28 protein-coding genes are annotated in these 24526 nt (G+C 35.4%); 8 read left to right on the top strand and 20 right to left on the bottom strand.

The annotated features are described in order from the left end of the window. Positions 1–85: 85 nt before the first annotated feature. Positions 86–253, bottom strand: coding sequence for a hypothetical protein (locus JOC83_RS04060; protein WP_205184110.1), 168 nt, complete (start codon positions 251–253; stop codon positions 86–88). A gap of 116 nt (positions 254–369) precedes the next feature. Here JOC83_RS04060 and JOC83_RS04055 point away from each other — a divergent pair, with 116 nt between their 5' ends. The 3 genes from JOC83_RS04055 (at position 370) to JOC83_RS04045 (ending at position 3177) form a co-directional block, all read left to right on the top strand. Further along, positions 370–609, top strand: coding sequence for a hypothetical protein (locus tag JOC83_RS04055; RefSeq protein ID WP_205184107.1), 240 nt, complete (start codon positions 370–372; stop codon positions 607–609). Between the two features lie 294 nt (positions 610–903). Then, complete coding sequence (locus JOC83_RS04050) at positions 904–2367, top strand: carbon starvation CstA family protein (RefSeq protein ID WP_205184104.1); 1464 nt, start codon at positions 904–906, stop codon at positions 2365–2367. Positions 2368–2751: 384 nt separating this feature from the next. Then, positions 2752–3177 carry a DUF2621 domain-containing protein gene (locus JOC83_RS04045; protein WP_205184100.1) on the top strand — a complete coding sequence of 142 codons (426 nt, stop codon included), beginning with the start codon at positions 2752–2754 and terminating at the stop codon, positions 3175–3177. A 70-nt stretch (positions 3178–3247) separates the two neighbouring features. Here the strand turns inward: JOC83_RS04045 and JOC83_RS04040 are convergent, their stop codons facing one another. The 4 genes from JOC83_RS04040 to JOC83_RS04025 form a co-directional block, all read right to left on the bottom strand. Continuing rightward, positions 3248–3730 (bottom strand): CcdC family protein, encoded by a 483-nt coding sequence (locus tag JOC83_RS04040; protein WP_205184097.1) that lies wholly within the window; start codon positions 3728–3730, stop codon positions 3248–3250. A 139-nt stretch (positions 3731–3869) separates the two neighbouring features. Beyond that, positions 3870–4427 (bottom strand): DUF2179 domain-containing protein, encoded by a 558-nt coding sequence (locus JOC83_RS04035; protein ID WP_205184094.1) that lies wholly within the window; start codon positions 4425–4427, stop codon positions 3870–3872. Positions 4428–4548: 121 nt separating this feature from the next. Beyond that, positions 4549–4908, bottom strand: coding sequence for a response regulator (locus tag JOC83_RS04030; RefSeq protein WP_205184091.1), 360 nt, complete (start codon positions 4906–4908; stop codon positions 4549–4551). Between the two features lie 137 nt (positions 4909–5045). Beyond that, the gene (locus tag JOC83_RS04025) at positions 5046–5753 is read right to left on the bottom strand and encodes a cytochrome c biogenesis CcdA family protein (protein ID WP_205184088.1); all 708 of its coding nucleotides are present in this window, start codon (positions 5751–5753) and stop codon (positions 5046–5048) included. Positions 5754–5871: 118 nt separating this feature from the next. Between JOC83_RS04025 and JOC83_RS04020 the strand changes: the two genes are divergently transcribed. Continuing rightward, positions 5872–6042 (top strand): Spo0E family sporulation regulatory protein-aspartic acid phosphatase, encoded by a 171-nt coding sequence (locus JOC83_RS04020; protein WP_205184086.1) that lies wholly within the window; start codon positions 5872–5874, stop codon positions 6040–6042. A 59-nt stretch (positions 6043–6101) separates the two neighbouring features. On the opposite strand, the gene JOC83_RS04015 is transcribed toward JOC83_RS04020, so the two are convergent. The 8 genes from JOC83_RS04015 to yneA form a co-directional block, all read right to left on the bottom strand. After that, a complete protein-coding gene (locus tag JOC83_RS04015) occupies positions 6102–7892 on the bottom strand; it encodes an ABC transporter ATP-binding protein (RefSeq protein ID WP_205184084.1) in 1791 nt (596 codons plus the stop codon). A gap of 4 nt (positions 7893–7896) precedes the next feature. Next, positions 7897–9645 carry an ABC transporter transmembrane domain-containing protein gene (locus tag JOC83_RS04010; RefSeq protein WP_205184068.1) on the bottom strand — a complete coding sequence of 583 codons (1749 nt, stop codon included), beginning with the start codon at positions 9643–9645 and terminating at the stop codon, positions 7897–7899. Positions 9646–9729: 84 nt separating this feature from the next. Next, positions 9730–9942 carry a YneF family protein gene (locus JOC83_RS04005; protein ID WP_205184049.1) on the bottom strand — a complete coding sequence of 71 codons (213 nt, stop codon included), beginning with the start codon at positions 9940–9942 and terminating at the stop codon, positions 9730–9732. A gap of 90 nt (positions 9943–10032) precedes the next feature. Continuing rightward, entirely contained in the window at positions 10033–10473 is a 441-nt protein-coding gene (gene sirA, locus JOC83_RS04000; protein WP_205184046.1) for a sporulation inhibitor of replication protein SirA, read from the bottom strand. 384 nt (positions 10474–10857) lie between these two features. After that, positions 10858–12861, bottom strand: coding sequence for a transketolase (gene tkt, locus JOC83_RS03995; RefSeq protein WP_205184042.1), 2004 nt, complete (start codon positions 12859–12861; stop codon positions 10858–10860). 177 nt (positions 12862–13038) lie between these two features. Beyond that, entirely contained in the window at positions 13039–13269 is a 231-nt protein-coding gene (locus JOC83_RS03990) for a DUF896 domain-containing protein (RefSeq protein WP_205184039.1), read from the bottom strand. 81 nt (positions 13270–13350) lie between these two features. After that, positions 13351–14001: a YneB family resolvase-like protein gene (locus JOC83_RS03985; RefSeq protein ID WP_205184036.1), complete on the bottom strand. Its 651-nt coding sequence runs from the start codon at positions 13999–14001 to the stop codon at positions 13351–13353. Between the two features lie 14 nt (positions 14002–14015). Next, entirely contained in the window at positions 14016–14354 is a 339-nt protein-coding gene (yneA, locus tag JOC83_RS03980; RefSeq protein WP_205184032.1) for a cell division suppressor protein YneA, read from the bottom strand. A 142-nt stretch (positions 14355–14496) separates the two neighbouring features. Here yneA and lexA point away from each other — a divergent pair, with 142 nt between their 5' ends. From lexA to JOC83_RS03965, 3 genes are all read left to right on the top strand, one after another. Continuing rightward, positions 14497–15120: a transcriptional repressor LexA gene (gene lexA, locus JOC83_RS03975; RefSeq protein ID WP_205184820.1), complete on the top strand. Its 624-nt coding sequence runs from the start codon at positions 14497–14499 to the stop codon at positions 15118–15120. Positions 15121–15227: 107 nt separating this feature from the next. Next, entirely contained in the window at positions 15228–15695 is a 468-nt protein-coding gene (locus tag JOC83_RS03970; protein WP_205184029.1) for a hypothetical protein, read from the top strand. Positions 15696–16178: 483 nt separating this feature from the next. After that, on the top strand, positions 16179–16424 hold the full coding sequence (locus JOC83_RS03965) for a DUF2164 domain-containing protein (protein WP_205184026.1): 246 nt from the start codon (positions 16179–16181) through the stop codon (positions 16422–16424). An 87-nt stretch (positions 16425–16511) separates the two neighbouring features. Here the strand turns inward: JOC83_RS03965 and glnA are convergent, their stop codons facing one another. The 4 genes from glnA to hflX all read right to left on the bottom strand — a co-directional run bounded on the left by glnA (position 16512) and on the right by hflX (position 21085). Then, entirely contained in the window at positions 16512–17846 is a 1335-nt protein-coding gene (gene glnA, locus JOC83_RS03960; RefSeq protein WP_205184024.1) for a type I glutamate--ammonia ligase, read from the bottom strand. 81 nt (positions 17847–17927) lie between these two features. Continuing rightward, entirely contained in the window at positions 17928–18332 is a 405-nt protein-coding gene (locus tag JOC83_RS03955) for a MerR family transcriptional regulator (protein WP_205184022.1), read from the bottom strand. A gap of 209 nt (positions 18333–18541) precedes the next feature. Beyond that, positions 18542–19810: a methionine gamma-lyase family protein gene (locus JOC83_RS03950; RefSeq protein ID WP_205184020.1), complete on the bottom strand. Its 1269-nt coding sequence runs from the start codon at positions 19808–19810 to the stop codon at positions 18542–18544. Positions 19811–19822: 12 nt separating this feature from the next. Beyond that, on the bottom strand, positions 19823–21085 hold the full coding sequence (hflX, locus tag JOC83_RS03945) for a GTPase HflX (protein WP_239583286.1): 1263 nt from the start codon (positions 21083–21085) through the stop codon (positions 19823–19825). A 239-nt stretch (positions 21086–21324) separates the two neighbouring features. On the opposite strand from hflX, the gene JOC83_RS03940 reads away from it, so the two are divergent. Further along, on the top strand, positions 21325–21933 hold the full coding sequence (locus JOC83_RS03940) for a trimeric intracellular cation channel family protein (RefSeq protein ID WP_205184018.1): 609 nt from the start codon (positions 21325–21327) through the stop codon (positions 21931–21933). A 50-nt stretch (positions 21934–21983) separates the two neighbouring features. Here JOC83_RS03940 and spoVK read toward each other — a convergent pair whose 3' ends face one another. The 3 genes from spoVK to miaA all read right to left on the bottom strand — a co-directional run bounded on the left by spoVK (position 21984) and on the right by miaA (position 24372). Further along, complete coding sequence (spoVK, locus tag JOC83_RS03935; protein ID WP_205184016.1) at positions 21984–22928, bottom strand: stage V sporulation protein K; 945 nt, start codon at positions 22926–22928, stop codon at positions 21984–21986. A 241-nt stretch (positions 22929–23169) separates the two neighbouring features. Beyond that, on the bottom strand, positions 23170–23394 hold the full coding sequence (hfq, locus tag JOC83_RS03930; protein ID WP_110112749.1) for an RNA chaperone Hfq: 225 nt from the start codon (positions 23392–23394) through the stop codon (positions 23170–23172). Between the two features lie 42 nt (positions 23395–23436). Further along, positions 23437–24372 carry a tRNA (adenosine(37)-N6)-dimethylallyltransferase MiaA gene (gene miaA / locus JOC83_RS03925; RefSeq protein ID WP_205184816.1) on the bottom strand — a complete coding sequence of 312 codons (936 nt, stop codon included), beginning with the start codon at positions 24370–24372 and terminating at the stop codon, positions 23437–23439. Positions 24373–24526 lie beyond the last annotated feature (154 nt).

The raw sequence follows: 24526 nt of genomic DNA, 5'->3' as shown, positions 1-24526 counted from the left end.
TCGTTCAGAATTACACTATAAAATACAATAGCAAAATTGTCAAAAGCATATTCGTTTCTTTATCACAACACAGAACTTTTTTACTTTATTGAAGAGCCAATCCTATAAAGCCAATAATCATAATTAAAAAACTAACGAATACACGAATCCCATTTTTCTTTACTTTCCCGTCTCGTTTAAAAACAGAGTAACTAAACGTGCTGGCATATACTAAAAATGCCAAAAAACCTAACAATGTAACATACGTAAACATCTTTAACCTCCAACTTTATTCATTCCTTACACTTTATCATATTGACTTAATTGAAGCATCGCAAAATGTTTAAAAATAAGATTTATCTTCAATACTAAAGGTAAGGAGGGATGATAATGAACGCCCAACAAGTTGAAGATATCTTTGATTTTTATGGACTAAGTCCTATTTATAACCAGTTTCGTTATCGATTTGAAGTGTTTGGTTTATTTGATTCTATCTCAACAGAACTGTTAGAAGACTTTTTAGATACCTATACCATTGAAGCGTTAACGTTTCAGGAATTTCACTTTTTATTCTTATCCTTTAAACACATCTATGCTCAATTACCTTTTGCTCATCACTACAGCAACTAACCGTCTCATCTATTCCTAAAAATCGTAAACCTAAACGGATGACCTTTGAAGGAGAATTTAAGGAGCAAAATAGTTACTTATAAAACATTCTCCTTCTTCCTCATCTTCCTATATATTTTACTCCATTTGGTTAGCCCTAAAGTTAAAAAGGATAAACATGTGTTTTTCTAAATCACTTCGACAATTTTCTATCGTTTTATCAAATTTTGTCAGAATAATCTTTTCTTTTATTCTCCAATTAGTATAATAGTAGGTGAATAGAAAACGTTTTCACTAAATTGGAGGGATAGAACATTGATTACATTTTTATCATCTTTCGTTCTATTAATTATCGGCTATATTGTATATGGAAAGGTTGTTGAACGAACGTTTGGGATTAAACAAGCAAGACAAACACCTGCTTATTCAATGAAAGACGGTATTGATTATGTACCAATGAATAATAAAAAGAATTCATTAATTCAGTTATTAAACATCGCAGGTGTGGGGCCAATATTCGGTCCAATTATGGGTGCACTTTATGGTCCTGTTGCCTTCGTATGGATTGTAATCGGAGCAATCTTTGCAGGGGCTGTTCACGATTATTTAACAGGTATGATTTCCATTCGTAATCGTGGTGCTCACATCCCAGAGCTAGCTGGAAAATTTTTAGGTAATACATTAAAACATGTCGTAAACGGTTTTTCTATTTTATTACTAGTATTAGTAGGAACTGTATTTATTACTTCTCCAGCCGCTTTAATTAACGGCTTAACGAATGAAGCAATTCCAATGTCTATCATTATTTTAGCTATTTTTGTTTATTATATTTTATCAACTATTTTACCAATTGATAAAATCATTGGTCGTGTTTACCCAATCTTAGGTGCATTCCTTATCATTAGTGCGGTTGGAATTGGTAGTATGCTCATTATTAAAGGAGCACCTATCCCTGAACTATCTTTTACTAATATGCACCCTGATAACGTACCGATTTTCCCACTTCTATTCTTAACTATTTCTTGTGGGGCGCTTTCGGGATTTCATGCTACACAATCTCCTATTATTTCACGTACATTACAAGATGAGCGTTCTGGTCGTAAAGTGTTCTATGGCATGATGATTGCTGAAGCAATGATTGCCATGATTTGGGCTGCCGCAGCTATGAGCTTATTTAATGGACAAGATCTAAGTGCTATGATTAATTCTGGAGGACCAGCTGCTGTTGTTACTGAAGTATCTACTACGATGTTGGGTGCCATTGGTGGTACACTTGCAATTATCGGTGTTATCGTATTACCAATTACGTCAGGTGACACAGCGTTCCGATCAGCACGTATGATTATTGCAGATTATATTCATTTCTCTCAGAAGAAATTTGTAAACCGTATGATGATTGCTGCACCATTGTTTGTTATTGCATTTGCACTTACAAAGATTGACTTCACACTATTATGGAGATACTTCTCTTGGGCAAATCAATCGACTGCGGTTATTGCACTTTGGATTGCATCCATGTATTTAATTGTGAAAGGAAAAAATCATTGGATTTCAACGATTCCAGCTATGTTTATGACAATGGCTACAACAACCTATATTATAAATGCGCCAATTGGATTTGGCCTCTCATTACAAATCTCATATGCCGTTGCAACTTTCGTTACAATTGTATTCCTTCTTCTTTTCTTCAAAAAAGCAAGAAGCAATATAACAGAAGGCTTACAAGTAGATTATGATGAACCAGGCTTATATAAAAAATCAGATTCTCTAGCTAGTTAAAAACCAAATGGACTTACCGTTTCATCGGTAAGTCCATTTTTATTATCATCCTAGTAAAATATACATGACGTTTACGTACTCTTCTACCTAGAAAGTAGGTAACCAGCTTTAGAAATTCTTTTTGATTCTTTCTACTTCCTCTTCATTCGTCATGACCCTTTAAGTTAGGGCTATTTTTGTACAGTTGTTGCGATTTAACAAGTAGTGCGGTGTAGCTAAATTCCAAGAAACTAATCTAATAACGACAATCTTTCAGAAAAGAGCTTAAATCAAAAGAGACTTATCTCAATGAAATCATAAGAATTTATGTCAATTGTTCTTTCATTCCATAAAACGATAAGATAGAATAGTTTTAGAGATTGACAAGTACATAGAGGTGAACATATGTTAAGCGGTTGGTTTTTATGGTTTATTTTATTCTGGGTTGTATTTTTAGTTGGGATGTTTGCAATCGGTGGGTTCTTTATGTTTCGCAAATTTTTAAAACGCTTACCAAAAGAAGATGGAATGTCTGAATTAGACTGGCAAGATTACTATCTTAAAAAAACAAGACACTTGTGGCCAAAAGATCAAAAACAACTTTTAGAAGAGTTAGTTCAGCCTGTACCTGAGCTATTTCGAGATGTAGCACGTCAGAAAATCGCAGGAAGAATTGGACAACTAGCAATAGATGAAAAAGCAAAAAAAATCACACAAGACTTAGTTGTGCGTGGATACATTTTGGCTACACCTAAGCGTGATCATAAATTTTTGTTAAAAACGTTAAATGAAAAACAAATTGATGTAACGCCTTACCATCATTTATTCTAATATTTACAACTAAAAAGGAACCATCAACACGATTCTTTACTTACAAAGAGTCATGTTGATGGTTCCTTTTTTAAATAAGTTGATCCACTGGCTTTGAGTGAATGTCACGCTCAAGCTTTCTATAAGAATAATACATAGAAACTCGCCATGGTACAATCATCCCAAATGCTAACACCCAGAACATCCCGCCAAGCTGTCCCACATCAATCGTTGCGCTTAAGTATAATTTCGCTACAATTCTTATCACTAATAGCCCAATTAAAATAAATACAAATGCTTTGGAGCGTTTTAAGTATATGTCGTTTTCCCTTACTTCGAACTTCGATGTTTTAATTAAAAATAACGAAAATATCATTCCAACAAGAAGCGCTTCCAAAAATTCGGCAGCTGTTAATCGAAACAGTGGGTGAATAAACATGAGCGCTCCCGTACTCATAAAAATAGGTGGTAAAATAATCTTTTTAGCGTTAACAGGCTTCTTTGCAGCTTTCATGCGAATGAAGAGCATCAGTGAAGCCATAAAAATTGCCATAATAGTTGATGCAATAGCCAATGAAATCCTTCCTTTTCATCGTAGTAATAAATGAAGCCGCTTTATGTACTAATAAAAATAGGAGCCTTTTATAAGCTGACACTTCATAAAAGGAACCTATTTTTATTATAGTTTAAAGGCAACAAAAAGAAAATGTTTCTTACTTTGAACTTGGTCCTTGTTCTTTTATTTGTTTTTTCGGCTTTTGTTTTTTCAGCGATTTTAACAAGAAGCCACCCTTAAATTTACGCGGTTCATAAGAAATAATAAATGCTCTCGGCTCATATTCTTCAATAAATGATAATAACTCTTCTTCTCGACTTCTTTTTGTTAAAATATCCAATCGATAGCGCGCACTATCTCGACCTTCACCATAATAAACGGTGACTCCAAACCCTTCTTGTCGCAAACGATTAATCAACTCTTCATTTTTCGTCATCAAGTTCACTAAAAATGTTGTGTAACCAATAGCAAGTCTAGATTCAATGTAGCTACCTAAAATAATACCGATACCAAATCCAACTGCATACACAATCATGGCCCATGTACTTTGATCACCTGAGAAAACTAAAGATAAACCAAATACATATATTAACGCTTCAACAAAACCAAAAACAGATGCATACATGCTCATTCCTTTGACGAGAAAAATGGTTCTTAACGTTAAGATAGGTACGTAAATAAGTTGTAAAATTAAAATGAGTAGAATTTCTTTCAAGGATGACACCTCTTTTATAAAATTTAAAGCATAACGGTTACATTGTATCACTCCCAATCTTCCAAAGAAATAGTGATTTTTTACAAACAAAAAACCATCTAAGATGATTTTCTTAAATGGTTTACCTTAAAACTCGATTTATTGCATCAAGTACTCGAATTTCATCAAATGGCTTGATAATAAAGTCCTTTGCACCTGCTTCAATTGCTTCTACCACCATTTTTTGTTGGCCCATGGCAGAACACATAACAATTTTTGCAGACGGATCCTCTTTTTTAATGTGCTTAACCGCCTCAATCCCACTCATTTCTGGCATCGTTATATCCATTGTTACGAGGTCCGGTTTTAAAGACTGATATAATTCAATGGCTTCGTTACCGTTTTCAGCTTCACCAATGACTACATGATTAGCATTTTGTAAAATACTTGTTAATGTCATTCTCATAAATTTTGCATCATCTACAATTAGTATTCTTGCCACCTTTTAGCCCTCCGCCTATATTTAATCCTGAACACAACGATAAAATAGGACTTTTTTCTTATTTTTCTATTTTTTACTTTATCAATGATTAAAATGTTTTTCAAGAAAAACATTCCGACAAGAATCGAGTGAGTCTATTAAAAGCCTGTAAAACCACCAAAGAGATTACTAGTATAGATTATAATCTTTGTCATCCAGTCAAAGTATAAAACAATTCCCATTGCAATCATCGCATATCCACCAATCTTTACGATTTTCAGATTATGCTTTTTAATCCACTTCATTTTTCCAATAAAGAATGACATGATGAAAAATGGAATTGAGAACCCTAGTGAGTACGCAATCATATATAACATACCAGAGCCAGGGTTTGTCGCAGCCAACGCAATAACAGATACGAGAATAGGACCTGTACAAGGTGTCCATCCAGCAGCAAAAGCCATCCCAATTAAAGATGATCCAATTAAACCAGATGGCTTGTTTGAAAAAGTAAGCTTACGATCTGTCATTAAAAAGCGAGGTTTAAAGATTCCAATGACCACAAGACCAAAGAAAATGATGAGGATGGCGCCTACTTGTCGAATAAGATCTTGGTAATCAATGAACCAACTCCCAATCAGCGAAGTACCAAAGCCAATTGCAATAAAAATACTTGAAAATCCAAGTAAAAAAAACGTTGTATGTAATAAACTTTTTCGTTCAAGCATGCCATTTTCTTCTTTTAAATCACTGACTGATACACCCGTAATATAGGACAAAAACGCTGGATAGAGCGGTAAACAGCAAGGTGAAATGAATGATAAAAATCCTGCGCCAAATGCTAAAAATAAGTTAATGTCCCCCATAAAAATTCATCTCCTTTATTTAATTGTCATATAACCTTATTTTCTGCTAATACGCTTTCAAAAAGTTCCATTATCTTGTATAATTAGGAAAAAGATAGGCGAAGAAGGGATACAAGCTGTGTTGAAACAAGATTTGCTATTACAAATTGAAAAAAAACGCGAAGAACTTATCTATATTGTTAGCCGAAAAGGCTTAAATTCTCCTCCAGCTATTAAGCATAGCCAAGAGCTAGACCACTTGCTAAATATCTACAATCAAGCTCCTTCACACAAGGCAAACAACCTCTAACTGATAGAGGTTGTTTTTTCTATTTTAACATACTTTTTCGAATGCCGTACGTTTATCACTTAACTTTCCGCAATTTCTCCAAGCTCTTTGTCTAGCCCATTTTGAAGCAAATACATCTTATAATATAACCCTTTTTGTTTAATAAGCATGTGATGATTTCCTTGCTCCACAATTTCTCCTTTATATAAAACGAGAATGTTATCAGCATTTTGAATCGTTGATAATCGATGAGCAATTGCAATCGTTGTTCTTCCTTTCCTCATTTTATCGAGCGCTTCTTGAATGGATTCTTCTGTTTCAGTATCAATATGGGCAGTCGCTTCATCTAAAACAAGAATTTTAGGGTCTCTCGCAATCGTCCGTGCAAATGCAACCAATTGTCGTTGTCCACTTGATAAGGTTGAGCCTCTTTCAACTAACACCTCATCATATTGATCAGGGAGCGTTTTGATAAATGAGTTCGCTTGAACAAACTGAGCTGCTCTCTCTACTTCTGCTCGACTCATTTGTTCATCATGTAATGCAATATTACGATGTACAGAATTTGCAAATAGAAATGGATCTTGTAAAACAAGTCCAATGTGCTTTCTTAATTCATGATTAGAATATGTTTCAATAGATTTACCATCAATCAGTATTCTACCTTTTTTCGTATCATAAAAACGTAGCAGCAAATTAATAATAGAACTTTTTCCACTACCTGTATGGCCAACTAACGCGACCGTTTCTCCTTTCTTTACCTTAAAGGTAATGTTTTTCAAAACATCTCTTTCTCCATCATATGAAAATGTAACATTTTGAAATTCCACTTCTCCCACATTGATCTTATCTTCGCTATCTACTTTCCCAGCTGGGGCCATTTCTCTTTCATCTAATACTTGAAAAACACGAGATGCAGCAATAATTGCTTGTTGATAAATAGACAAGCGCATCATCATTTGATTAACAGGCTCAAAGAAACGATCTAAATAACTAACAAACGCATATAGAACACCAATCTCAATTGGGCTATCCATTGCAGAAATCCCAAAATAGTTTAACACCATAATGATAGACAATACATATAAAACATCCACGGCAGGACGAAGTAATAAGCCATCTAATTTAATGTTTTTAATACCAGCTTCATAGTGTTGATCATTAATTTCTTGAAATTCTTTACGTAGCCTTCTTTCTTGACGAAAAACTTGAATAATGGCCATACCTTGAAGTGATTCGTTTAGCTTCGCATTTAGTTGACTTAATCTTTCTCTCATTCTTTTATAATAAATTGAACTAAAATGACGATACGTTTTCATTAAAGCAAACAAACATGGCAACAAAATGAGGCAAAACAACGCTAATTTCACATCTAAAATAAACATGGCTACAAAAATACCAATTAGAAGTACACCATTTTGCAGAAAAGTTGAAACAACTTCAACAAACATGTCTTTAATTGCCTCTGTGTCATTTGTTACTCTAGAAATGATACTGCCCGTTGGTGTTTGATCGAAGTATTTCATTCCTAGGTGCTGAACTTTTGAAAATAAATCCACTCGCATCTCTTGAATAATTGTCAGTGCAATCTCTTGAAATTTTAAAGATTGAAGATACTGAATCATGACCTTTGAAACATTTACGAGCAAATAAATACTGACTAGTATTGTCAATGGTTGAACATCTAAATTTCTTGGAGTTAAATAATCATCAATAAAAATCTTAATTAAAATAGGACCAACAATATCAGCTATAGTTGTTAAAATAAGCAATGAAAATGCTACAACAAACGCTTTTTTATGAGGTTTCATATAACTCAAAAGTCGCTTTAGTACTCGATTTTGTTCTTGATTGGATAAATGTTCATTCATTCTTTTAACCCCCGTGCTCTACCATTGTTTCAAGCTGCTGTCGGATATACATCTCTTTATACCAACCATCTTGTTCAATTAAATGACTATGGGTACCTTGCTGTATGATTTGGCCATTATCTAGCACCACAATTAAATCTGCGTGTTGAATGGAGCTTAAACGATGTGATGTAATAATAGTCGTACGATTTTCTCGATTATCCTTTAATGATTGCAAAATAAGCTCTTCTGTTTTTGCATCAACAGCAGATAATGAATCATCTAGTATAAGTAGCTCTGGATTTAGTAACACAGCACGCGCAATCGAAATACGTTGCTTTTGTCCTCCTGACAAAGATACCCCTTTTTCCCCCACAATTGTTTCATATCCATCTGAAAATTCAACAATATCTTGGTGCACGTTCGCAACTTTAGCAGCATCATAAATATCACTCAACTTTGCACCTGGCTTTGCAAATGCGATATTATCTGCTACAGTCGTGGAAAATAAAAAATGATCTTGTGGCACATATCCAACACTTAATCGCAATGCTTCTAAGGAATAGTGATTAATGTAATGCAATCCAAATTGGATATAGCCGTCCTGTAAATCAAATTCACGAATAAGAAGCTTTAGCAATGTGGTTTTACCAGCACCCGTTCTCCCTACTATGCCGAGTGTTTGGCCTTTTTCTAATGTAAACGATACATTTGTCAGTGCAAAATCTTTGTTCCCTGGATAAGAGAAAGAATGAATGTGAACATCAAGGTTTCCAATAGGTGGTGTATGTATGGCATTTTCTTGGTCGATAATCTCTTCTTTTTCATTCAACAAAGCAATTACACGATCATAAGATGCGCGACCTCTTTCAACAATATTAAATAGCCACCCAAATGCAAGCATCGGCCAAATTAATAACCCTAGATAAGTGGTGAATGTTACTAATTCTCCTAATGATAAATTATTTTGAATGACCATTTGTGAGCCAAATCCAATTGCTAACAAGAAGGAAAAGCTAACAATTAATGAAATTGTAGGATCAAATAATGAATCCACTTTCGCCACAGCAATATTCTTCTTCACAACATCTTTTGATTGCCTTTCGAATTCTGCAATCTCTTGTTCTTCTTCTCCGAATGTTTTGATAACTTTTATTCCACTCACACTTTCTTGCACCTTGTCATTGAGGGAAGAGAATGCTTCTTGTGCTTTATGAAATCGTTTATGTAACAGCCTTCCATAGTAGCTGGTTGATAACGCCATAAAAGGCATTGGTAGTAAACTAATAAGCGTTAGCTTCCAACTAATTGTAAAAGCCATTGTAAGAAGAACAAAGCTACCTGTCATCACGGAATCTACTAACGTTAGTACACCTACTCCTGCTGTTTGTTGAATCGCTTGCAAGTCATTTGTAGCATGAGCCATTAAATCCCCTGTACGCTTTCTCTGATAAAATGATTGAGGCATTTTGGTAAAATGCTCATACAGTGTATTTCGCAATTGTCTCGCCAATTTCACCGATGTGCCAAAAATCATTATTCGCCATATATATCGTGCAATATAAGTCGTCGCAACGACAACAACCAATAGCACCGAAATTTTCAATAAAAATTCAGACGTCATCGTATCATTTTGTATGTTGTCTACTACATAACCTATGACTTTAGGAGGAATCAATCCTAACAACGCAACCAATGCTAGCAATAGAACACCTATTATATAGGATCGTTTTTCTTGTTTAAAAAACCACCACAAATCGTTAAATACACTCATACGCCCTCCGTTTTTTGTTTTTTCTGACATCTCAAAATATAACGAAAGACACCCTACTAGTAAGAGTGCCTGTCCAATGAACGGTTATTTAATTTGACTGTTCATCGCTTTCATCATTTGATTGATTTTCTTCTGCGATGGTTTCATACCCATTTGCATCATCATCATTTTTAACATTTGTTCATTGATAGGTGGATTTTTCTTTAGATAGCTCATCATATATCTACGAGCAATGAAAAATCCTAGTGCGACTCCAGCAAGCAATGCTAGAACACCGACTAGAATAAGCTGCCACATATTACTACTTCCTCCTTCATGTTGTCTACATTACAGTGTACTAAACCAATCGTTATTATACAATATTTCCTTTTCAATTTCTTTAAATATTTATACAAAATTCCTTTTTTTAATTGGTCTCAACCATCCATATTGTTCAGCATTAAAATCAATTGCTAAAAAATACTTATCAAACTTTCTTAATACCTCAAAAAATGCGGTATCAGCATCAATTGATCCGTCTGCTTTTATGATAATCGCTTGTTCTTTTGCAAGCAGTGTTGCACGACTTTTTTTGTTAGGTAACAGTAAACTATACTTATTATGGCTACTATGAAAATGAACTTTTTCTGAAAATGTCTGTTCAAGAGCTGTTTTAATGGCCTTAAAAGGAATCGGTCTTGTGATATATTTTACCTGTTTCTGTATATATTCATGCTCATTCGACTGATTTGTTTTATAAGCGCGAAACAAATCATAAAGAAACGATTCTCTTCTGAAATAATGCATTGCAACTTCTTCTTGCATTAGAAACACATAAAATGTTCTCACATACTCTCTCCTTTCCCAATCCACTTCCGCTTTATATATCTTCCTACGTTCATTATAGCTTGTTTACATCAAAATCCTTGTCTATTTACGTAAAAATCATTCACTTTTTTTGTCGAATTCTTTTTAAAACAGCCGTTTTTTATACGCTCTACCTCTTTTTCATCTAATCATCGCGCGAAGTTTTTCAACTAACTCCACTGCAGCTGCTTCGTTCTTCAACCGATTGTGAAAAACTTACACCTTGCTCATACTAGCTAAAAAGATTTTCAAATAGTAAAAGTAAAATCCCTTACCTATTAATCCATTCATTTTAACGGATATTACGGGCAAGGGATTTTATAGAAGGTGTCAAACAGAGTGTTTTTCCCTGCTTGACCTTTTTTATTAGTTCATTAATGCTTTTACTTTCGCTACTACATTTTCAACTGTAAATCCATATTCTTTCATGATTACTTCACCAGGAGCAGATGCACCGAAACCGTCGATAGCTAAAATTGCACCCTCATCTCCAACGTAACGCTCCCAACCTAATGGATTTGCCATTTCAATTGCTAAGCGCTTTTTCACAGATTTCGGAATAACACTGTTTTTATACTCAGCTGATTGCTTTTCAAAACGATCCCATGCTGGCATACTTACAACTGATACGTGAATGCCTTCTGTTGCAAGAGCTTTTTGCGCTTCAACTGCTAGGCTTACTTCAGAGCCTGTTGCTAAAATTAAAGCATCCGCTTCTTCTTTATCGGCTTTTGATACAACATATGCACCTTTAGACACACCTTCGTATGCATGTTCTTTCGTACCTTCAAGTGTTGGCAAGTTTTGTCTTGTAAGCACAAGAGCGGTTGGTGTATCTGTTGACTCAATTGCTAAACGCCATGCTGCTGCTGTTTCGTTCGCATCGGCTGGACGCATAACAGAAAGGCCAGGCATCGCACGTAAAGATGGCAATTGCTCAATCGGTTCATGCGTTGGGCCATCTTCTCCTACGGCAATACTATCGTGTGTGAATACATACGTAACAGGTAGCTTCATTAATGCTGCTAAACGAATAGCTGGACGAAGGTAATCCGAGAATACGAAGAACGTACCACCAAAGACCTTTAATCCACCATGAACAGCCATTCCATTTAATGCCGCACCCATTGCGAATTCACGTACACCAAACCAAATGTTACGGCCGCTGTAATCTTCTGCTGTAAAGTCACCAGAACCTTTAATCATTGTTTTGTTTGATCCAGCTAAATCAGCAGATCCACCAAAAAATTGTGGAACAGCTTGAGCTACTGCATTAAGTGCTTCACCTGAAGATGCACGGCTTGCTAGACTCTTACCTACTTCATATGCTGGTAATGATGCTTCCCATCCTTCTGGAAGTTTGTTAGCCGTTGCTAATTCAAATTGTGCCGCTAACTCTGGGTATTTTTCTTGATACTGTGCAAATAATTCGTTCCATTCTTTTTCCTTCTTCTGGCCATCTTCTACAATTAGTTTGTTAAAGTGATCGTATACTTCTGCTGGCACATGGAAGTCTTCTTCAAATGTCCATGCATACGCTTCTTTTGTTAGTTTTAATTCTTCAGATCCAAGTGGCGCACCATGAACATCAGATGTACCAGCACGGTTTGGTGAACCATAACCAATAACTGTTTTCACTTCAATTAAAGTCGGACGACTTACGTCTGACTTTGCTTCTTCAAGCGCTTTTCCAATTTCCTCTAAATCATTTCCGTTTTCAACTCGAATCACTTGCCAACCGTATGCTTTAAAACGGTCTTCGACACTTTCAGAGAAAGAGCGATCCAAATCACCATCTAACGAGATATCATTTGAATCATACAGCACAACTAAACGTCCTAATTTTAGGTGAGCGGCTAATGATGCTGCTTCAGCTGATACACCTTCCATTAAGTCACCATCTCCACAAATGCTATACGTAAAGTGGTCTACAATTTCAAAATTCTCTTTGTTATAGGTTCCCGCCAAATGACGTTCTGCCATTGCCATTCCTACTGCCATAGCAATACCTTGTCCTAGCGGTCCTGTTGTTGCTTCAACACCCGGTGTATGACCGTATTCAGGATGTCCAGGTGTTTTGCTTCCCCATTGACGGAATCCTTTTAAATCATCCATTGTGACATCATAACCAGCTAGATGTAACATGCTATATAATAACGCGGAACCGTGTCCTGCTGATAATACAAAGCGATCTCTGTTAAACCACTCTGGATTTTTTGGATTATGGTTCATAAATTGTGTCCATAAAGAATAAGTCATTGGTGCAGCACCCATAGGCATCCCTGGATGTCCTGAATTCGCTTTCTCAATTGCATCAATTGATAATGTACGGATTGTTGCAATTGAAAGGTCTTCAATACGTTGTGTCATCTTTCTTCATTCCTTTCAAAACTATGTATATATGTAATCATACTAATGATTGATTCATTTGTACAATAGTTGATTTAAATTTCTCAACACTTTTACATTTTTCGTGATACAAAACAAAAATATACAAAAAAACTATGGGTTCTTTGTATCTTCCCCATAGCTTTTAAAATAAAAACTTTAATGCAAGCGATTCTTTTTACTATCTTTTAATTTTTTCGGTGTTACATCATTTCCTTTTTCGTCCACAACTTTAATTGTATGAAGATGGTTAGTCATAGACTGTCGGAAAGTTTTTAAATATTCTTGTCGAAGCTCTTGCTGTTCGATTTTCTCTTCTTTTGTTAACCCTTCCGCCTTTGATTTTTTAGAAAGGGCATTAATTCGTGCAATTTTATCTTGTGAAAGCATGATGCCATAACTCCTTACTTATAGATGGTATATCCATTTTAATATGTAGCCATCTTACTAAATGAACAATTGTTTGGCAAGTTATTCACTATCGTTCATCTCCATATATTCTTGGTAGCGTCTATGAACAGTAGCTTTTGACACGTTATAACCAAAGCCTTTAAGCGTTACAGCAATTTCAGCAAACGTTAATTTATTATGTCTTAATCGAACAATCTCTTCGATAGGAGCCTCTTTTCGGTCACGCCCTGAATTGATATGTTGGTTTTTTAAATTTTTCTCAGGTCGATACCCTTTTTGAACAGCTCGCTTCATGCCTCGTTTAATTTTAGCATTATGTAATTTACGTTGATACTCCTCTACAATACTAATAATTTCAAGTACCATAGAATCTGATTCAGATAATTGTAACTCTCCTTGATGACTAATTGTAAAAATTGCAGCCTGTTCTTTTTGTAGACAGTGTAGTATAGCAATCCGTGCATGTCCTCTTCCTAATCTCGTTTCATCTTGTACAAGTAAAATATTTATATCTTCCTCTTTTAAAAGCTGCAGAACTTCTAGCATTCCATCTCGATCTACTTCATATCCGCTTGCTTTTTCTTCAATCACCTTCTCAACGGTAAAAGAATACTTTTCCGCTAACTGCATTAACTCTTCTTTTTGACGCACAAGCGATGTCTCTTGCGCCTCTTTTTCCGTGCTTACTCGGCAATAAATAAGAGCCTTCATTTTACCACAACCTTTTATTTTTCCTTTATTGCATATATTGTCTCATAATTGATTTCCTCTTTTAACACAGGTATATATAATTGCTCTCCTGGAGAGAGTGTTTCAATTTTCACTTTATTTAACTCATTCATTTTTTCTACCCATTGTATAAACTCATTTGATGATAATTGGTGATGTTGCTCATATTCTAACGCTAGCCCCCATAACGTATCACCTTGTGCAATTGTTACCATTGTATATTGGTTCAAGTCAACATGTTTATCACTCAACAAGAGTGTCATCACAAATGTCAATGCCCCTATTATAATAAAAAACCCAACATAATGTTTAATAGATTCTAGATAATTTTTCATATTCATAACCCCCTGAAAGAATATATGTTCTTATTTTATTGCGAACGTTTGTTTTGTGTCAAGACTTTTTCGAACTTATGTTTGTGTTTTTAAAATAAGCATGTTATAATCAAATTACCGAATAGCTAATATGGGGTGTTATATTATGAAGCTATCAAAACGACAACAAGATATATTAAATTTCATAAAGCAAGAAGTAAAAGGTAAGGGTTATCCTCCTTCTGTACGAGAAATTGGAGAAGCAGTTGGTCTTGCTTCTAGTTCTACTGTACATGGTCACCTTGCAAGACTTGAAAGCAAAGGTCTTATTCGTCGCGATCCAACAAAACCAAGAGCAATTGAAATTTTGGATTTAGATGAAAGTGCAACTGTTCCAAGAAGTAGTGTCGTAAACGTTCCAGTGATTGGTAAAGTTACGGCTGGCTTACCGATTACAGCTATTGAAAATGTAGAAGAGTACTTTCCTCTTCCTGATAAGTACGTAGCACCAGATGACCAAGTATTTATGCTTGAAATCATGGGTGATAGTATGATTGAAGCTGGAATATTAGACGGTGACATGGTTATTGTTCGCCAACAACAAACAGCGAACAATGGAGACATCGTTGTGGCAATGACGGAAGAAGATGAAGCAACTGTAAAACGTTTCTTTAAAGAATCGACTTTCATTCGCTTACAACCTGAAAACTCAACAATGGAACCGATTATTCTACACAATGTAGCCATTCTTGGAAAAGTAATTGGTGTATATCGAAACATTCATTAAAAAACGAGCTGCTTCAAAGCAGCTCGTTTTTTAATGAATAAACATAAATGAAGAGAGCAATACTAAGTAACTGTAATGAGTATTTTAAGGATAGGAGAATTACTTTTATGGTTGCTAAAGTTGCTCTTTTCATCACTTTCTTTCTTCCTTGGCTCACATTGTTTTTTGCTTCAAAAACGACAATTAAGCGTTATATGCCCGTGACTATTTTCACTTGTTTACTAATGACCATTGTTTTTCAAATTGCTTATCATTATAAATGGTGGATTATCCATACATATATTATTCCTTGGGGCTATATGATTGATATTAGCTTCGCATATGGTATTTTCGCTGTCGGCACATTTTGGATCTTTCGATTAACGTCGCACCGCTTTCTTTTGTATACAATTGTCAATATTTTAATGGATACTTTTATGTGCTTCATTGCTCTTCCATTGTTGCTCGGCAGTTTAAAAATTGCAGAATACAAGAACATTACTCCACTTCAATATTTTTTCGTTCTTTACGGAATTTCTATCATTATATACTTCTACCATAAATGGCAAGATAGCCTTTACATACAAACACACTAACAGAGCAAACAACTAGACTGATGGAGTTATTTAATTTGCGGATTAAGCTAAATGAGATCTTCTTTAGCAGTGGACCTGCAAGTTGCGAATACATTCAGTTAGCAAAAACATTAGACTCACTGTTACAAAGTTATAAGGATACATCATCTTGTTGTTATTATTAAAAAGCAAACCCCTTTGAATAAATAACGATCCTTCCTCTTTATTCAAAGGGGTTTTACTTTCACTTTTTAATTAAGTAACTGTTAACAAATACACGAGATGATTGAATAGATATGAATCTCTTAAATGCTTTGTATTTCTCTTGTTTGATTATTTAGCACATATTTTATTTAGAATACATAAGACCTTTTATACTTAAAGCGAAAACACCAAACACTCTTTTTTAGTTTGTACATATTATCTCATAAAATGAAAGACTACAATTTCAGCTAGTTGCGTTGTATAGTTACAGCAAACTTATTTTAATGGAGGATGTTCAATATGTTTATTAAAATGACAAAAGAGCAACAACAAACCATGATTACTGACATTCAACTGTTCTTTTCCCAAGAAAGAGAAGAAGAACTATCAGAATTTGCCGCAGAAAGAGTATTAGACTTTTTCAAAGAGTCACTTGCTCCACATTTTTATAATGCTGCAATCTCAGATGCCAGGCATGTAGTAGAACAGCAATTTGCTTCCCTTGAAGATGAAATATTAACTCTTGAACGCCCTATTAAAAAGTAAGAAATATTTTAAAGAACTTTTAATAACAAGTTATCTATCTTTTAAACTCAAAAAAACCCTTAACATGTATGTTAAGGGTTTTTTTTATTAATACATACTCATATATTGATCGCGTTCCCATGGGTGAACTTGTGTGCGGAACATATCCCACTCAATTTCTTTAGCTTCTACAAAGTGTTCAGCTAAATGTTCACCTAGTGCAGATACGATAACTTCGTCTGATTTGAAGTTGTCTAGCGCTTGAGCTAATGTTGCTGGTAAGTCAACAATACCTTCTTTGATGCGCTCTTCTTTTGTCATTACATAGATGTTACGATCTACTGGTTTTGGAGCTTCAAGCTTGTTCTTGATTCCGTCTAAACCAGCTTTTAATAATACAGCCATTGCTAAATAAGGGTTAGCAGCTGGATCTACACTACGTACTTCAACACGTGTACCGATACCACGAGAAGCTGGAATACGAATTAATGGACTACGGTTACGAGCAGACCACGCTACGTAACAAGGAGCTTCGTAACCAGGTACTAAACGCTTATAAGAGTTTACAGTTGGGTTTGTTACAGCTGTAAAGTTAGGAGCATGCTTGATGATACCAGCAATAAATTGATGTGCTGTTTCACTTAATTCTAAATGACCTTTTGTATCATAGAATGCATTCTCTCCATCTTTGAATAAAGAAACGTTACAGTGCATACCAGAACCGTTCACACCAAATAATGGTTTTGGCATGAATGTTGCATGAAGACCATGCTTACGCGCAATCGTTTTTACAACTAACTTAAATGTTTGGATGTCATCACAAGCTTTTAATGCACCCGCATATTTAAAGTCAATTTCATGCTGTCCAGGAGCTACCTCATGGTGAGATGCTTCAATTTCAAAGCCCATTTCCTCAAGCTCTAATACGATATCACGACGGCAGTTTTCACCAAGATCTGTTGGTGCTAAGTCGAAATAACCACCTTTATCGTTTAACTCTAATGTAGGCTCGCCTTTTTCGTCTAATTTGAATAAGAAAAACTCAGGCTCAGGTCCAAGGTTGAAATCAGAGAATCCAAGGTCTTCCATTTCCTTTAAGATACGTTTTAGGTTATTACGCGGATCTCCATCAAATGGCGTACCATCTGGATTGTAAATGTCACAAATGAAACGTGCTACTTTACCTTTCTCAGATGTCCATGGGAACACAACAAATGTATCAATATCTGGATACAGATACATATCAGACTCTTCAATGCGTACAAATCCTTCAATTGAAGAACCATCAAACATCATTTTGTTGTCTAACGCTTTTTCTAATTGACTTACCGGAATCTCAACGTTTTTAATTGTTCCTAAAATATCTGTGAATTGTAAACGAATGTACTTCACGTTTTCTTCTTGAACTTTGCGGAAAATATCTTCTTTCGTGTACTTTGCCATTTTATAATCCTCCCCTAAAATTCGTAAAAAGTTTTATATGAGTATGTTTAATGAAACATACAAATATGCTTATGTTAAGTATTAATGAAAGAACCGAGACATATCTCCTTGATTTAATGCAGCTCGACTAAAACGCCCCGCTTGCATAAGCTCTGTACGAAGTAACTTTCGAAGCTGTTCATCTGTTAATTCAGGCTTTTTCACTTCTGCTACTTGTTCATTTGGAGCATGTGTACCTTCTGTCTCTTTCACATGGAATAGTTGCTTTACACCTGCTAAGTTTACACCCTGTTCAATAAGCGCTCTTATTTCAAGCAACTTATCAACATCATTAAACGAAAATAATCGTCTTTTACCTTCTGATCTTGCCGGTGTTACTAATCCATGTTCTTCGTAATAACGAATTTGGCGAGCAGACAACTCTGTTAATTGCATCACAATCCCTATTGGAAAAAGTGGCGTGTTTCGTCTAATGTTGTCACTCATCTCAGTTCCTCCTTTGATTGATTAATTACATTGTATGCCATGTTAGTTTATCTGTCAATATAATGTTAGGAAATCTAACATAAAAATTTTGATATAAAAAACTTTTTTCAATTATATAACATTTAACAACTACAAAAGAATAATAGCCGATTGAAATGATCTTTCTTACTAGAAAGGATATAAGAAAATAAGGAGAGGATTACCTCTCCTTATTTGACATGTAATAATTCTTTTTCTATCAATTGATCAAGAGCCATACAGATTGCCACTTTTACATGCGCATACGTTAATCCACCTTGTACATAAGCAACATAAGGCGGTCGTATCGGACCATCTGCTGTCAGTTCTAGACTAGCTCCTTGAATGAATGTGCCAGCTGCCATAATGACATCATTTTCATATCCTGGCATATAAGCTGGATAAGGCGTAACGTGAGAATTCACAGGTGAAGCGTACTGTATAGCTTGGCAAAAAGCTACCATCATATCTCGGTCCTCAAACTGAACAGACTGAATCAGGTCTGTACGTTTACTATTCCACTTTGGATTTGTATTTAACCCTACCTCTTCTAACATAGCTGATGAAAATACAGCTCCTTTTAATGCTTGCCCAACAACGTGAGGAGCTAGAAAGAAGCCTTGATACATTTCGTGAAGACTATATAGAGTCGCACCCGCTTCTGAACCAATTCCAGGTGTTGTCATACGGTAGGAACAAGCTTCTACTAATTCTTTACGCCCAGCAATGTAGCCACCAATTTTAGCTAAGCCACCACCAGGGTTTTTAATGAGAGAACCCGCCATTAAGTCTGCACCGATATGCGTTGGCTCAATTGTTTCTACAAACTCTCCATAACAATTATCTACAAAAACAATGACGTCTGATTTTATACTTTTGACAAAATCAATCATCTCTTTGATTTCCGTCACAGTGAACGAAGGGCGTGTTCCATACCCTTTAGAGCGCTGAATTCCAATCATTTTCGTATGTTCATGAATAGAGTTTTTAACAGCCTCATAGTCAACTTGTCCATTTTGTAAGTCAACTGCCTTGTAGCTAATGTTAAACTCTTTTAATGAACCTCGCCCGTCCCCACGAATTCCAACAATCTCTTCTAACGTATCATACGGCTTTCCAGTTATATATAAAAGCTCATCACCCGGACGTAATACACCAAATAAAGAAATTCCAATCGCATGAGTTCCAGAAATAATTTGAGGTCTCACAAGACACGCTTCTGCTCCAAATACATCTGCATATATTTTTTCTAACGTATCTCTTCCCATATCGTCATATCCATATCCAGTAGAAGGGATAAAATGTACATCACTTACTTTATTTTCTCTAAAGCTTTGTAACACGCGGAATTGGTTCACTTCAATCGTTTTATCAATTTCTTGATGAACAGGTTGTATTTGTTTTTCAACTTCGCTAGCCAATTCACGAATAATTGTTTCATTTTTCAATTGCTCAAACATAGGTTAAACTCCTCAATTTTCTTTGTCATTACATAGTTGCTGATAAAAAGGATGCTCCCTTGGAATATACCCACTACATTCATATGCTTCTACGTCTTCTCGAAACTCTACTTGTTCAAGAATAGCTTCTCTTTTGAGTGAAGCTAACATTTTCCCTTCAGTTGGAGAGAGAAGTGTATGGAAGGATTCCATTTCCTTTTTTAAATCATTTTGTAAAACAGTTCCTAGTTGCTGTAGATCAGATGAATCAAACGCGCTGATTAGTACAGATTTCGGTGTACTCGGTACAAACTTTTCATGCTTCACATCTTTTTTATTGTAAACCGTTAAAATGGGGATGTTCGTTACATCTAAATCATCTAATAATTGATACACGGTCTTTTCATGGTTATCATAGTCCGCATTCCCTGAATCCACAACGTGCAAAATAAAATCCGCTTCTGTCACTTCTTCCAAAGTCGATCGAAACGCAGCGACTAATGTAGTCGGTAAGTCTTGTATAAAGCCGACCGTGTCTGTTAGAAGAACTGTAAATCCCGAAGGCATCACATATTGTCTCGTTGTCGGATCAAGCGTCGCAAATAATTGGTTTTCCTCAAGAATCCCCGCTTCTGTTAGCCGATTGAACAATGTTGATTTTCCAGCATTCGTATAGCCGACGATCGCCACTTGAAAGATTTTGTTACGCTTACGTCGTTCACGGTAACGTTCACGATGACTAACCACCGTCTTTAATTGTTTTTTAATTTCATCAATTCGTCGACGAATATGTCGGCGATCACTTTCAAGCTTTGTTTCACCAGGTCCTCTCGTCCCAATTCCACCACCAAGTCGAGATAGCGAAGTCCCTTGCCCAACAAGGCGTGGTAATAAGTAGTCAAGCTGAGCTAGTTCTACCTGTAATTTTCCCTCTCGCGTTTGAGCACGCTGTGCGAAAATATCTAAAATCAATTGAGTACGGTCAATGATACGCGCAGACAATTGATTAGATAAGTTACGAATCTGACTTGGTGATAATTCGTCATTAAAGATAATGATGTCCGGCTCTAGCTCTTCTTCTAAACGAAGAAGCTCTTCGACTTTTCCTTTTCCGATATATGTAGCTGGATGAACACGCTCACGTTTTTGCGTCATTTGCATAACGACCATTCCGTTTGCCGTCTCTGTTAAAGACGCTAATTCATCCAGTGAATATTCAAATCGCTCGTCGTCATCATGTAACTGACAACCTACTAAGATGACTTTTTCTTTTTCATTCTTAATCTCTACTGCCAATTGAGCGCTCCTTCTTTCACTTATCAGTTATAGTTGATCATTAAACATTTTAAGCTAGTATGACAACCTACTCCTATCATATCAAAAAAAGAGCTTTTTCTCTATATCACCACTCTTTTCACTCTCCTATCCTTGCAGTAAAAGTAGCACGATTTTTGTCTATAAAAAAAGATTGCTATTCTATTCATTCCTGTATAAAATTTGAAATGGCTTACAACTTAGAAGAGGAGATTACATTTATGACATGGGATGTATTGAGCATCATTGGTACAGTTGCATTTGCAGTCAGCGGTGCCATTATTGCGATGGAGGAAGAGTATGACATTTTAGGTGTATACATACTTGGCATTGTTACAGCATTTGGTGGTGGAGCTATCCGAAATTTATTAATTGGAGTACCCGTTTCAGCTTTATGGGAACAACAATTATTTTTCAATATTGCTTTATTATCCATTACAGCGGTCTTCTTATTTCCAACTAATCTATTAAAACACTGGCGTAAGTGGGGTAATTTTTTTGATGCAATCGGATTAGCCGCATTCGCCATTCAAGGTGCTTTATACGCATCTCAAATGAATCATCCTATGAGTGCCATTATTGTGGCTGCCGTTTTAACAGGAAGCGGTGGTGGAATTATTAGAGATCTTTTAGCAGGAAGAAAACCAACAGTACTTCGCGAAGAAATTTATGCTGTGTGGGCAATAATAGCGGGGGTAGCAATTGGATTAGGCGTTACAAAAACACCATTAGAACTTTATACCTTATTTATTATGCTTGTAGCACTTCGTGTATGCTCTTATATGTATCGATGGCACTTACCAACAAAATCACTTGGACTATCAAAATAGGAAAGGATGCCTCACAAGGATTGATTTTTCCCCTTGCGAGACGTCCTTTCCTATTTAAATTGAATATCTGCAGCTTTCAGTGTTAATAAATCATCTTTTGTATAGCTATCTTCTTCTAATAAGCGCATCGCTTGTTTACGAATAGAGAGTTCAATTACATTTCGCACATATCTTCCATTGCTAAAATCTTTCATACTTCCACCATACTTAATATCCATAAAATGATCCTTTAGTCGATTGTATGCATCTGTACTTAATGTATATTGTCTTTCATCAAGCATATTCATACCTATATCCATTAACTCTTTCACTTCATAGTCAGGGAAATGTAGAACAAATGGAAACCTTGACCGTAATCCGGGATTTAGCGATAAAAAGTTATCCATTTCTTTCGGATAACCAGCTAAAATCAAAATAAAGTTTTCTCGCTGCGCTTCCATATGATTGACAAGTGTATCAATTGCTTCTTTACCGAAATCTTTTTCTCCACCTCTAGCTAGTGAATAAGCTTCGTCAATAAATAAAATTCCACCCATGGCTTTCTTAATTAAATCACGTGTTTTCTGAGCCGTGTGTCCGATATACTCTCCTACAAGGTCAGCTCTTTCCGCTTCAATTAGATGTCCTTTTGTCAGGACATTCATATTTAGAAATAACTTCCCTAACAACCTTGCTACTGTTGTTTTCCCAGTACCTGGATTTCCTTTAAACATCATGTGAAGGGCTTGTTTTCCAGCTTTTAACCCTGCTTCTTCACGCTTCTTATTAATATATAGCCATGCATAAATTTCTTTTACAATTTTTTTAAGCTCTTCCATTCCAATTAAGCTTTCCATTTCCTTTTCAATATCCTTTAAGGGTTCATGGTTCACAATGATTTTTTTCTTCTTTACAGGTTGTGGAATGGAGGTTGAATACATATTACCTTTTTTTGTTTCATTATTTAATATAATGTTAATCTGTCCGTTATTTTTTAATGTGATAGGCTGATCCAAGAGCGTTCACCTCTCATTTCATACTAGTATACGTCATAGGTGAATATGTGTGACAATCGCCCATTTTTCATACATGTTTGCATAGATCGACTTTTTATCTTTCATTCTTTGTCACATTTTGCGCTTGCCCGAAAAATGGCAGCGTTCACTGTTTTACTCATTACTATAGATGTATGTTTCAACCTAGAAAACAATGTTAGAAAACAAATGAAAAATCCTGCACGTTTGTGCAGGATTCTCTCTATTCTAATTCTACTGTAATGTTTTTACTTGGAACAAAAGTAGAAATCGCGTGTTTATAAATCAATTGTTGTTTACCTTCTGATTCTAGTAAAACCGTAAAGTTATCAAAGCCTTTGATTAGTCCTCTTAATTGAAAACCATTTAATAAAAATACCGTTACAAAAACGTTTTCTTTACGAAGTTGATTTAGGAATTGATCTTGGATATTGATTGTCTGTTTCATTATTCGGCCTCCTCTTTTTCTCTACTCTTAGTTATTCGATTTTTATCTAAGCTTTCCTGCAATATATGTAAAAATTTCAGTGAACGTTTCGTGAAATTTGTCACCTGTCACGTCAAACCAATGAACAGGCATCTTATTTCGAAACCACGTTAACTGCCTTTTTGCATAACGTCTAGAATTTATCTTGAGCTGTTCAATGGCTTCTTCAAGAGAAACTTCTCCTTCTAAATAAGCATATAATTCCTTATAGCCAATCGCTTGAATTGATTGTACATCACGTATTCCTTGGTTGTACAATGATTGAACTTCTTCTATTAATCCTTCATTCACCATCAAATCAACTCGTGAGTTAATTCGACTATACAACTGCTCTCTATCCATTGTGAGACCAATTAAAATCACATCATACATAAGTTCATTTGACTGTTCTTTTATATAATCGCTAAACTTCTTACCCGTTTCCTCATAAACTTCTAAAGCACGAATAACACGCCGCTCGTTGTTTTTATGAATAGTTTTCGCACTTTCAGGATCTACCTTCTGAAGTTTCTCATATAAAAATTCGATACCTTTTATATTTGCTAGCTGCTCGAGCTCCCATTTCACAGCAGAATCCTTTTTATCCTCAGCAAATTGATAATCATAAATGACGGACTGAATGTATAAGCCTGTCCCACCAACAATCATCGGCACTTTCCCTCTAGCATGAATTTGTGAGATTTTTTCTCTTACAAGTGTTTGAAACTCAGCAACTGAAAAAGATTCGTCAGGATTCTTAATATCAATTAAGTGATGAGGAATCCCTTCCATCTCTTCTTCTGTTATTTTAGCTGTCCCAATGTCCATTCCTCTATAAATCTGCATTGAATCACCTGAAATAACTTCAGCATTACATTTCTTTGCAATTTCAATGCTTAGCTTTGTTTTTCCAACAGCGGTAGGGCCGATAAGTACAATAACTTTTTGTTTCTCTCCCAACATTACAACACTACTTTCATTTATGTACATTACTGTTCCACATCATCTTATCTTTTCCATGTTTAAGAAAATTATTCATAAGAAGATGGAGTAAGTTTATTATAATAGATGATTCACTTCATATCTAGTCATACACTAAAATCTATCAAGAAGA

Origin of the sequence: Priestia iocasae, from assembly GCF_016909075.1 — a bacterium.
Classification (GTDB): domain Bacteria; phylum Bacillota; class Bacilli; order Bacillales; family Bacillaceae_H; genus Priestia; species Priestia iocasae.
This window is presented reverse-complemented; position numbering and strand designations above follow the sequence as displayed.

What these genes read in the sequence shown, in the direction of transcription:
- JOC83_RS03965 (WP_205184026.1), top strand. Translation starts at nt 16,179, where the DNA reads ATGTTTATTAAAATGACAAAAGAGCAACAACAAACCATGATTACTGAC.
- JOC83_RS04025 (WP_205184088.1), bottom strand. Translation starts at nt 5,753, where the DNA reads ATGGGGGACATTAACTTATTTTTAGCATTTGGCGCAGGATTTTTATCA.
- JOC83_RS04060 (WP_205184110.1), bottom strand. Translation starts at nt 253, where the DNA reads ATGTTTACGTATGTTACATTGTTAGGTTTTTTGGCATTTTTAGTATAT.
- JOC83_RS03970 (WP_205184029.1), top strand. Translation starts at nt 15,228, where the DNA reads ATGGTTGCTAAAGTTGCTCTTTTCATCACTTTCTTTCTTCCTTGGCTC.
- hfq (WP_110112749.1), bottom strand. Translation starts at nt 23,394, where the DNA reads ATGAAACAGACAATCAATATCCAAGATCAATTCCTAAATCAACTTCGT.
- JOC83_RS03985 (WP_205184036.1), bottom strand. Translation starts at nt 14,001, where the DNA reads ATGAAGGCTCTTATTTATTGCCGAGTAAGCACGGAAAAAGAGGCGCAA.
- yneA (WP_205184032.1), bottom strand. Translation starts at nt 14,354, where the DNA reads ATGAAAAATTATCTAGAATCTATTAAACATTATGTTGGGTTTTTTATT.
- JOC83_RS03990 (WP_205184039.1), bottom strand. Translation starts at nt 13,269, where the DNA reads ATGCTTTCACAAGATAAAATTGCACGAATTAATGCCCTTTCTAAAAAA.
- JOC83_RS04055 (WP_205184107.1), top strand. Translation starts at nt 370, where the DNA reads ATGAACGCCCAACAAGTTGAAGATATCTTTGATTTTTATGGACTAAGT.
- JOC83_RS03950 (WP_205184020.1), bottom strand. Translation starts at nt 19,810, where the DNA reads ATGTTTGAGCAATTGAAAAATGAAACAATTATTCGTGAATTGGCTAGC.
- tkt (WP_205184042.1), bottom strand. Translation starts at nt 12,861, where the DNA reads ATGACACAACGTATTGAAGACCTTTCAATTGCAACAATCCGTACATTA.
- JOC83_RS04045 (WP_205184100.1), top strand. Translation starts at nt 2,752, where the DNA reads ATGTTAAGCGGTTGGTTTTTATGGTTTATTTTATTCTGGGTTGTATTT.
- JOC83_RS04010 (WP_205184068.1), bottom strand. Translation starts at nt 9,645, where the DNA reads ATGAGTGTATTTAACGATTTGTGGTGGTTTTTTAAACAAGAAAAACGA.
- JOC83_RS03955 (WP_205184022.1), bottom strand. Translation starts at nt 18,332, where the DNA reads ATGAGTGACAACATTAGACGAAACACGCCACTTTTTCCAATAGGGATT.
- JOC83_RS04005 (WP_205184049.1), bottom strand. Translation starts at nt 9,942, where the DNA reads ATGTGGCAGCTTATTCTAGTCGGTGTTCTAGCATTGCTTGCTGGAGTC.
- glnA (WP_205184024.1), bottom strand. Translation starts at nt 17,846, where the DNA reads ATGGCAAAGTACACGAAAGAAGATATTTTCCGCAAAGTTCAAGAAGAA.
- JOC83_RS04015 (WP_205184084.1), bottom strand. Translation starts at nt 7,892, where the DNA reads ATGAATGAACATTTATCCAATCAAGAACAAAATCGAGTACTAAAGCGA.
- JOC83_RS03940 (WP_205184018.1), top strand. Translation starts at nt 21,325, where the DNA reads ATGACATGGGATGTATTGAGCATCATTGGTACAGTTGCATTTGCAGTC.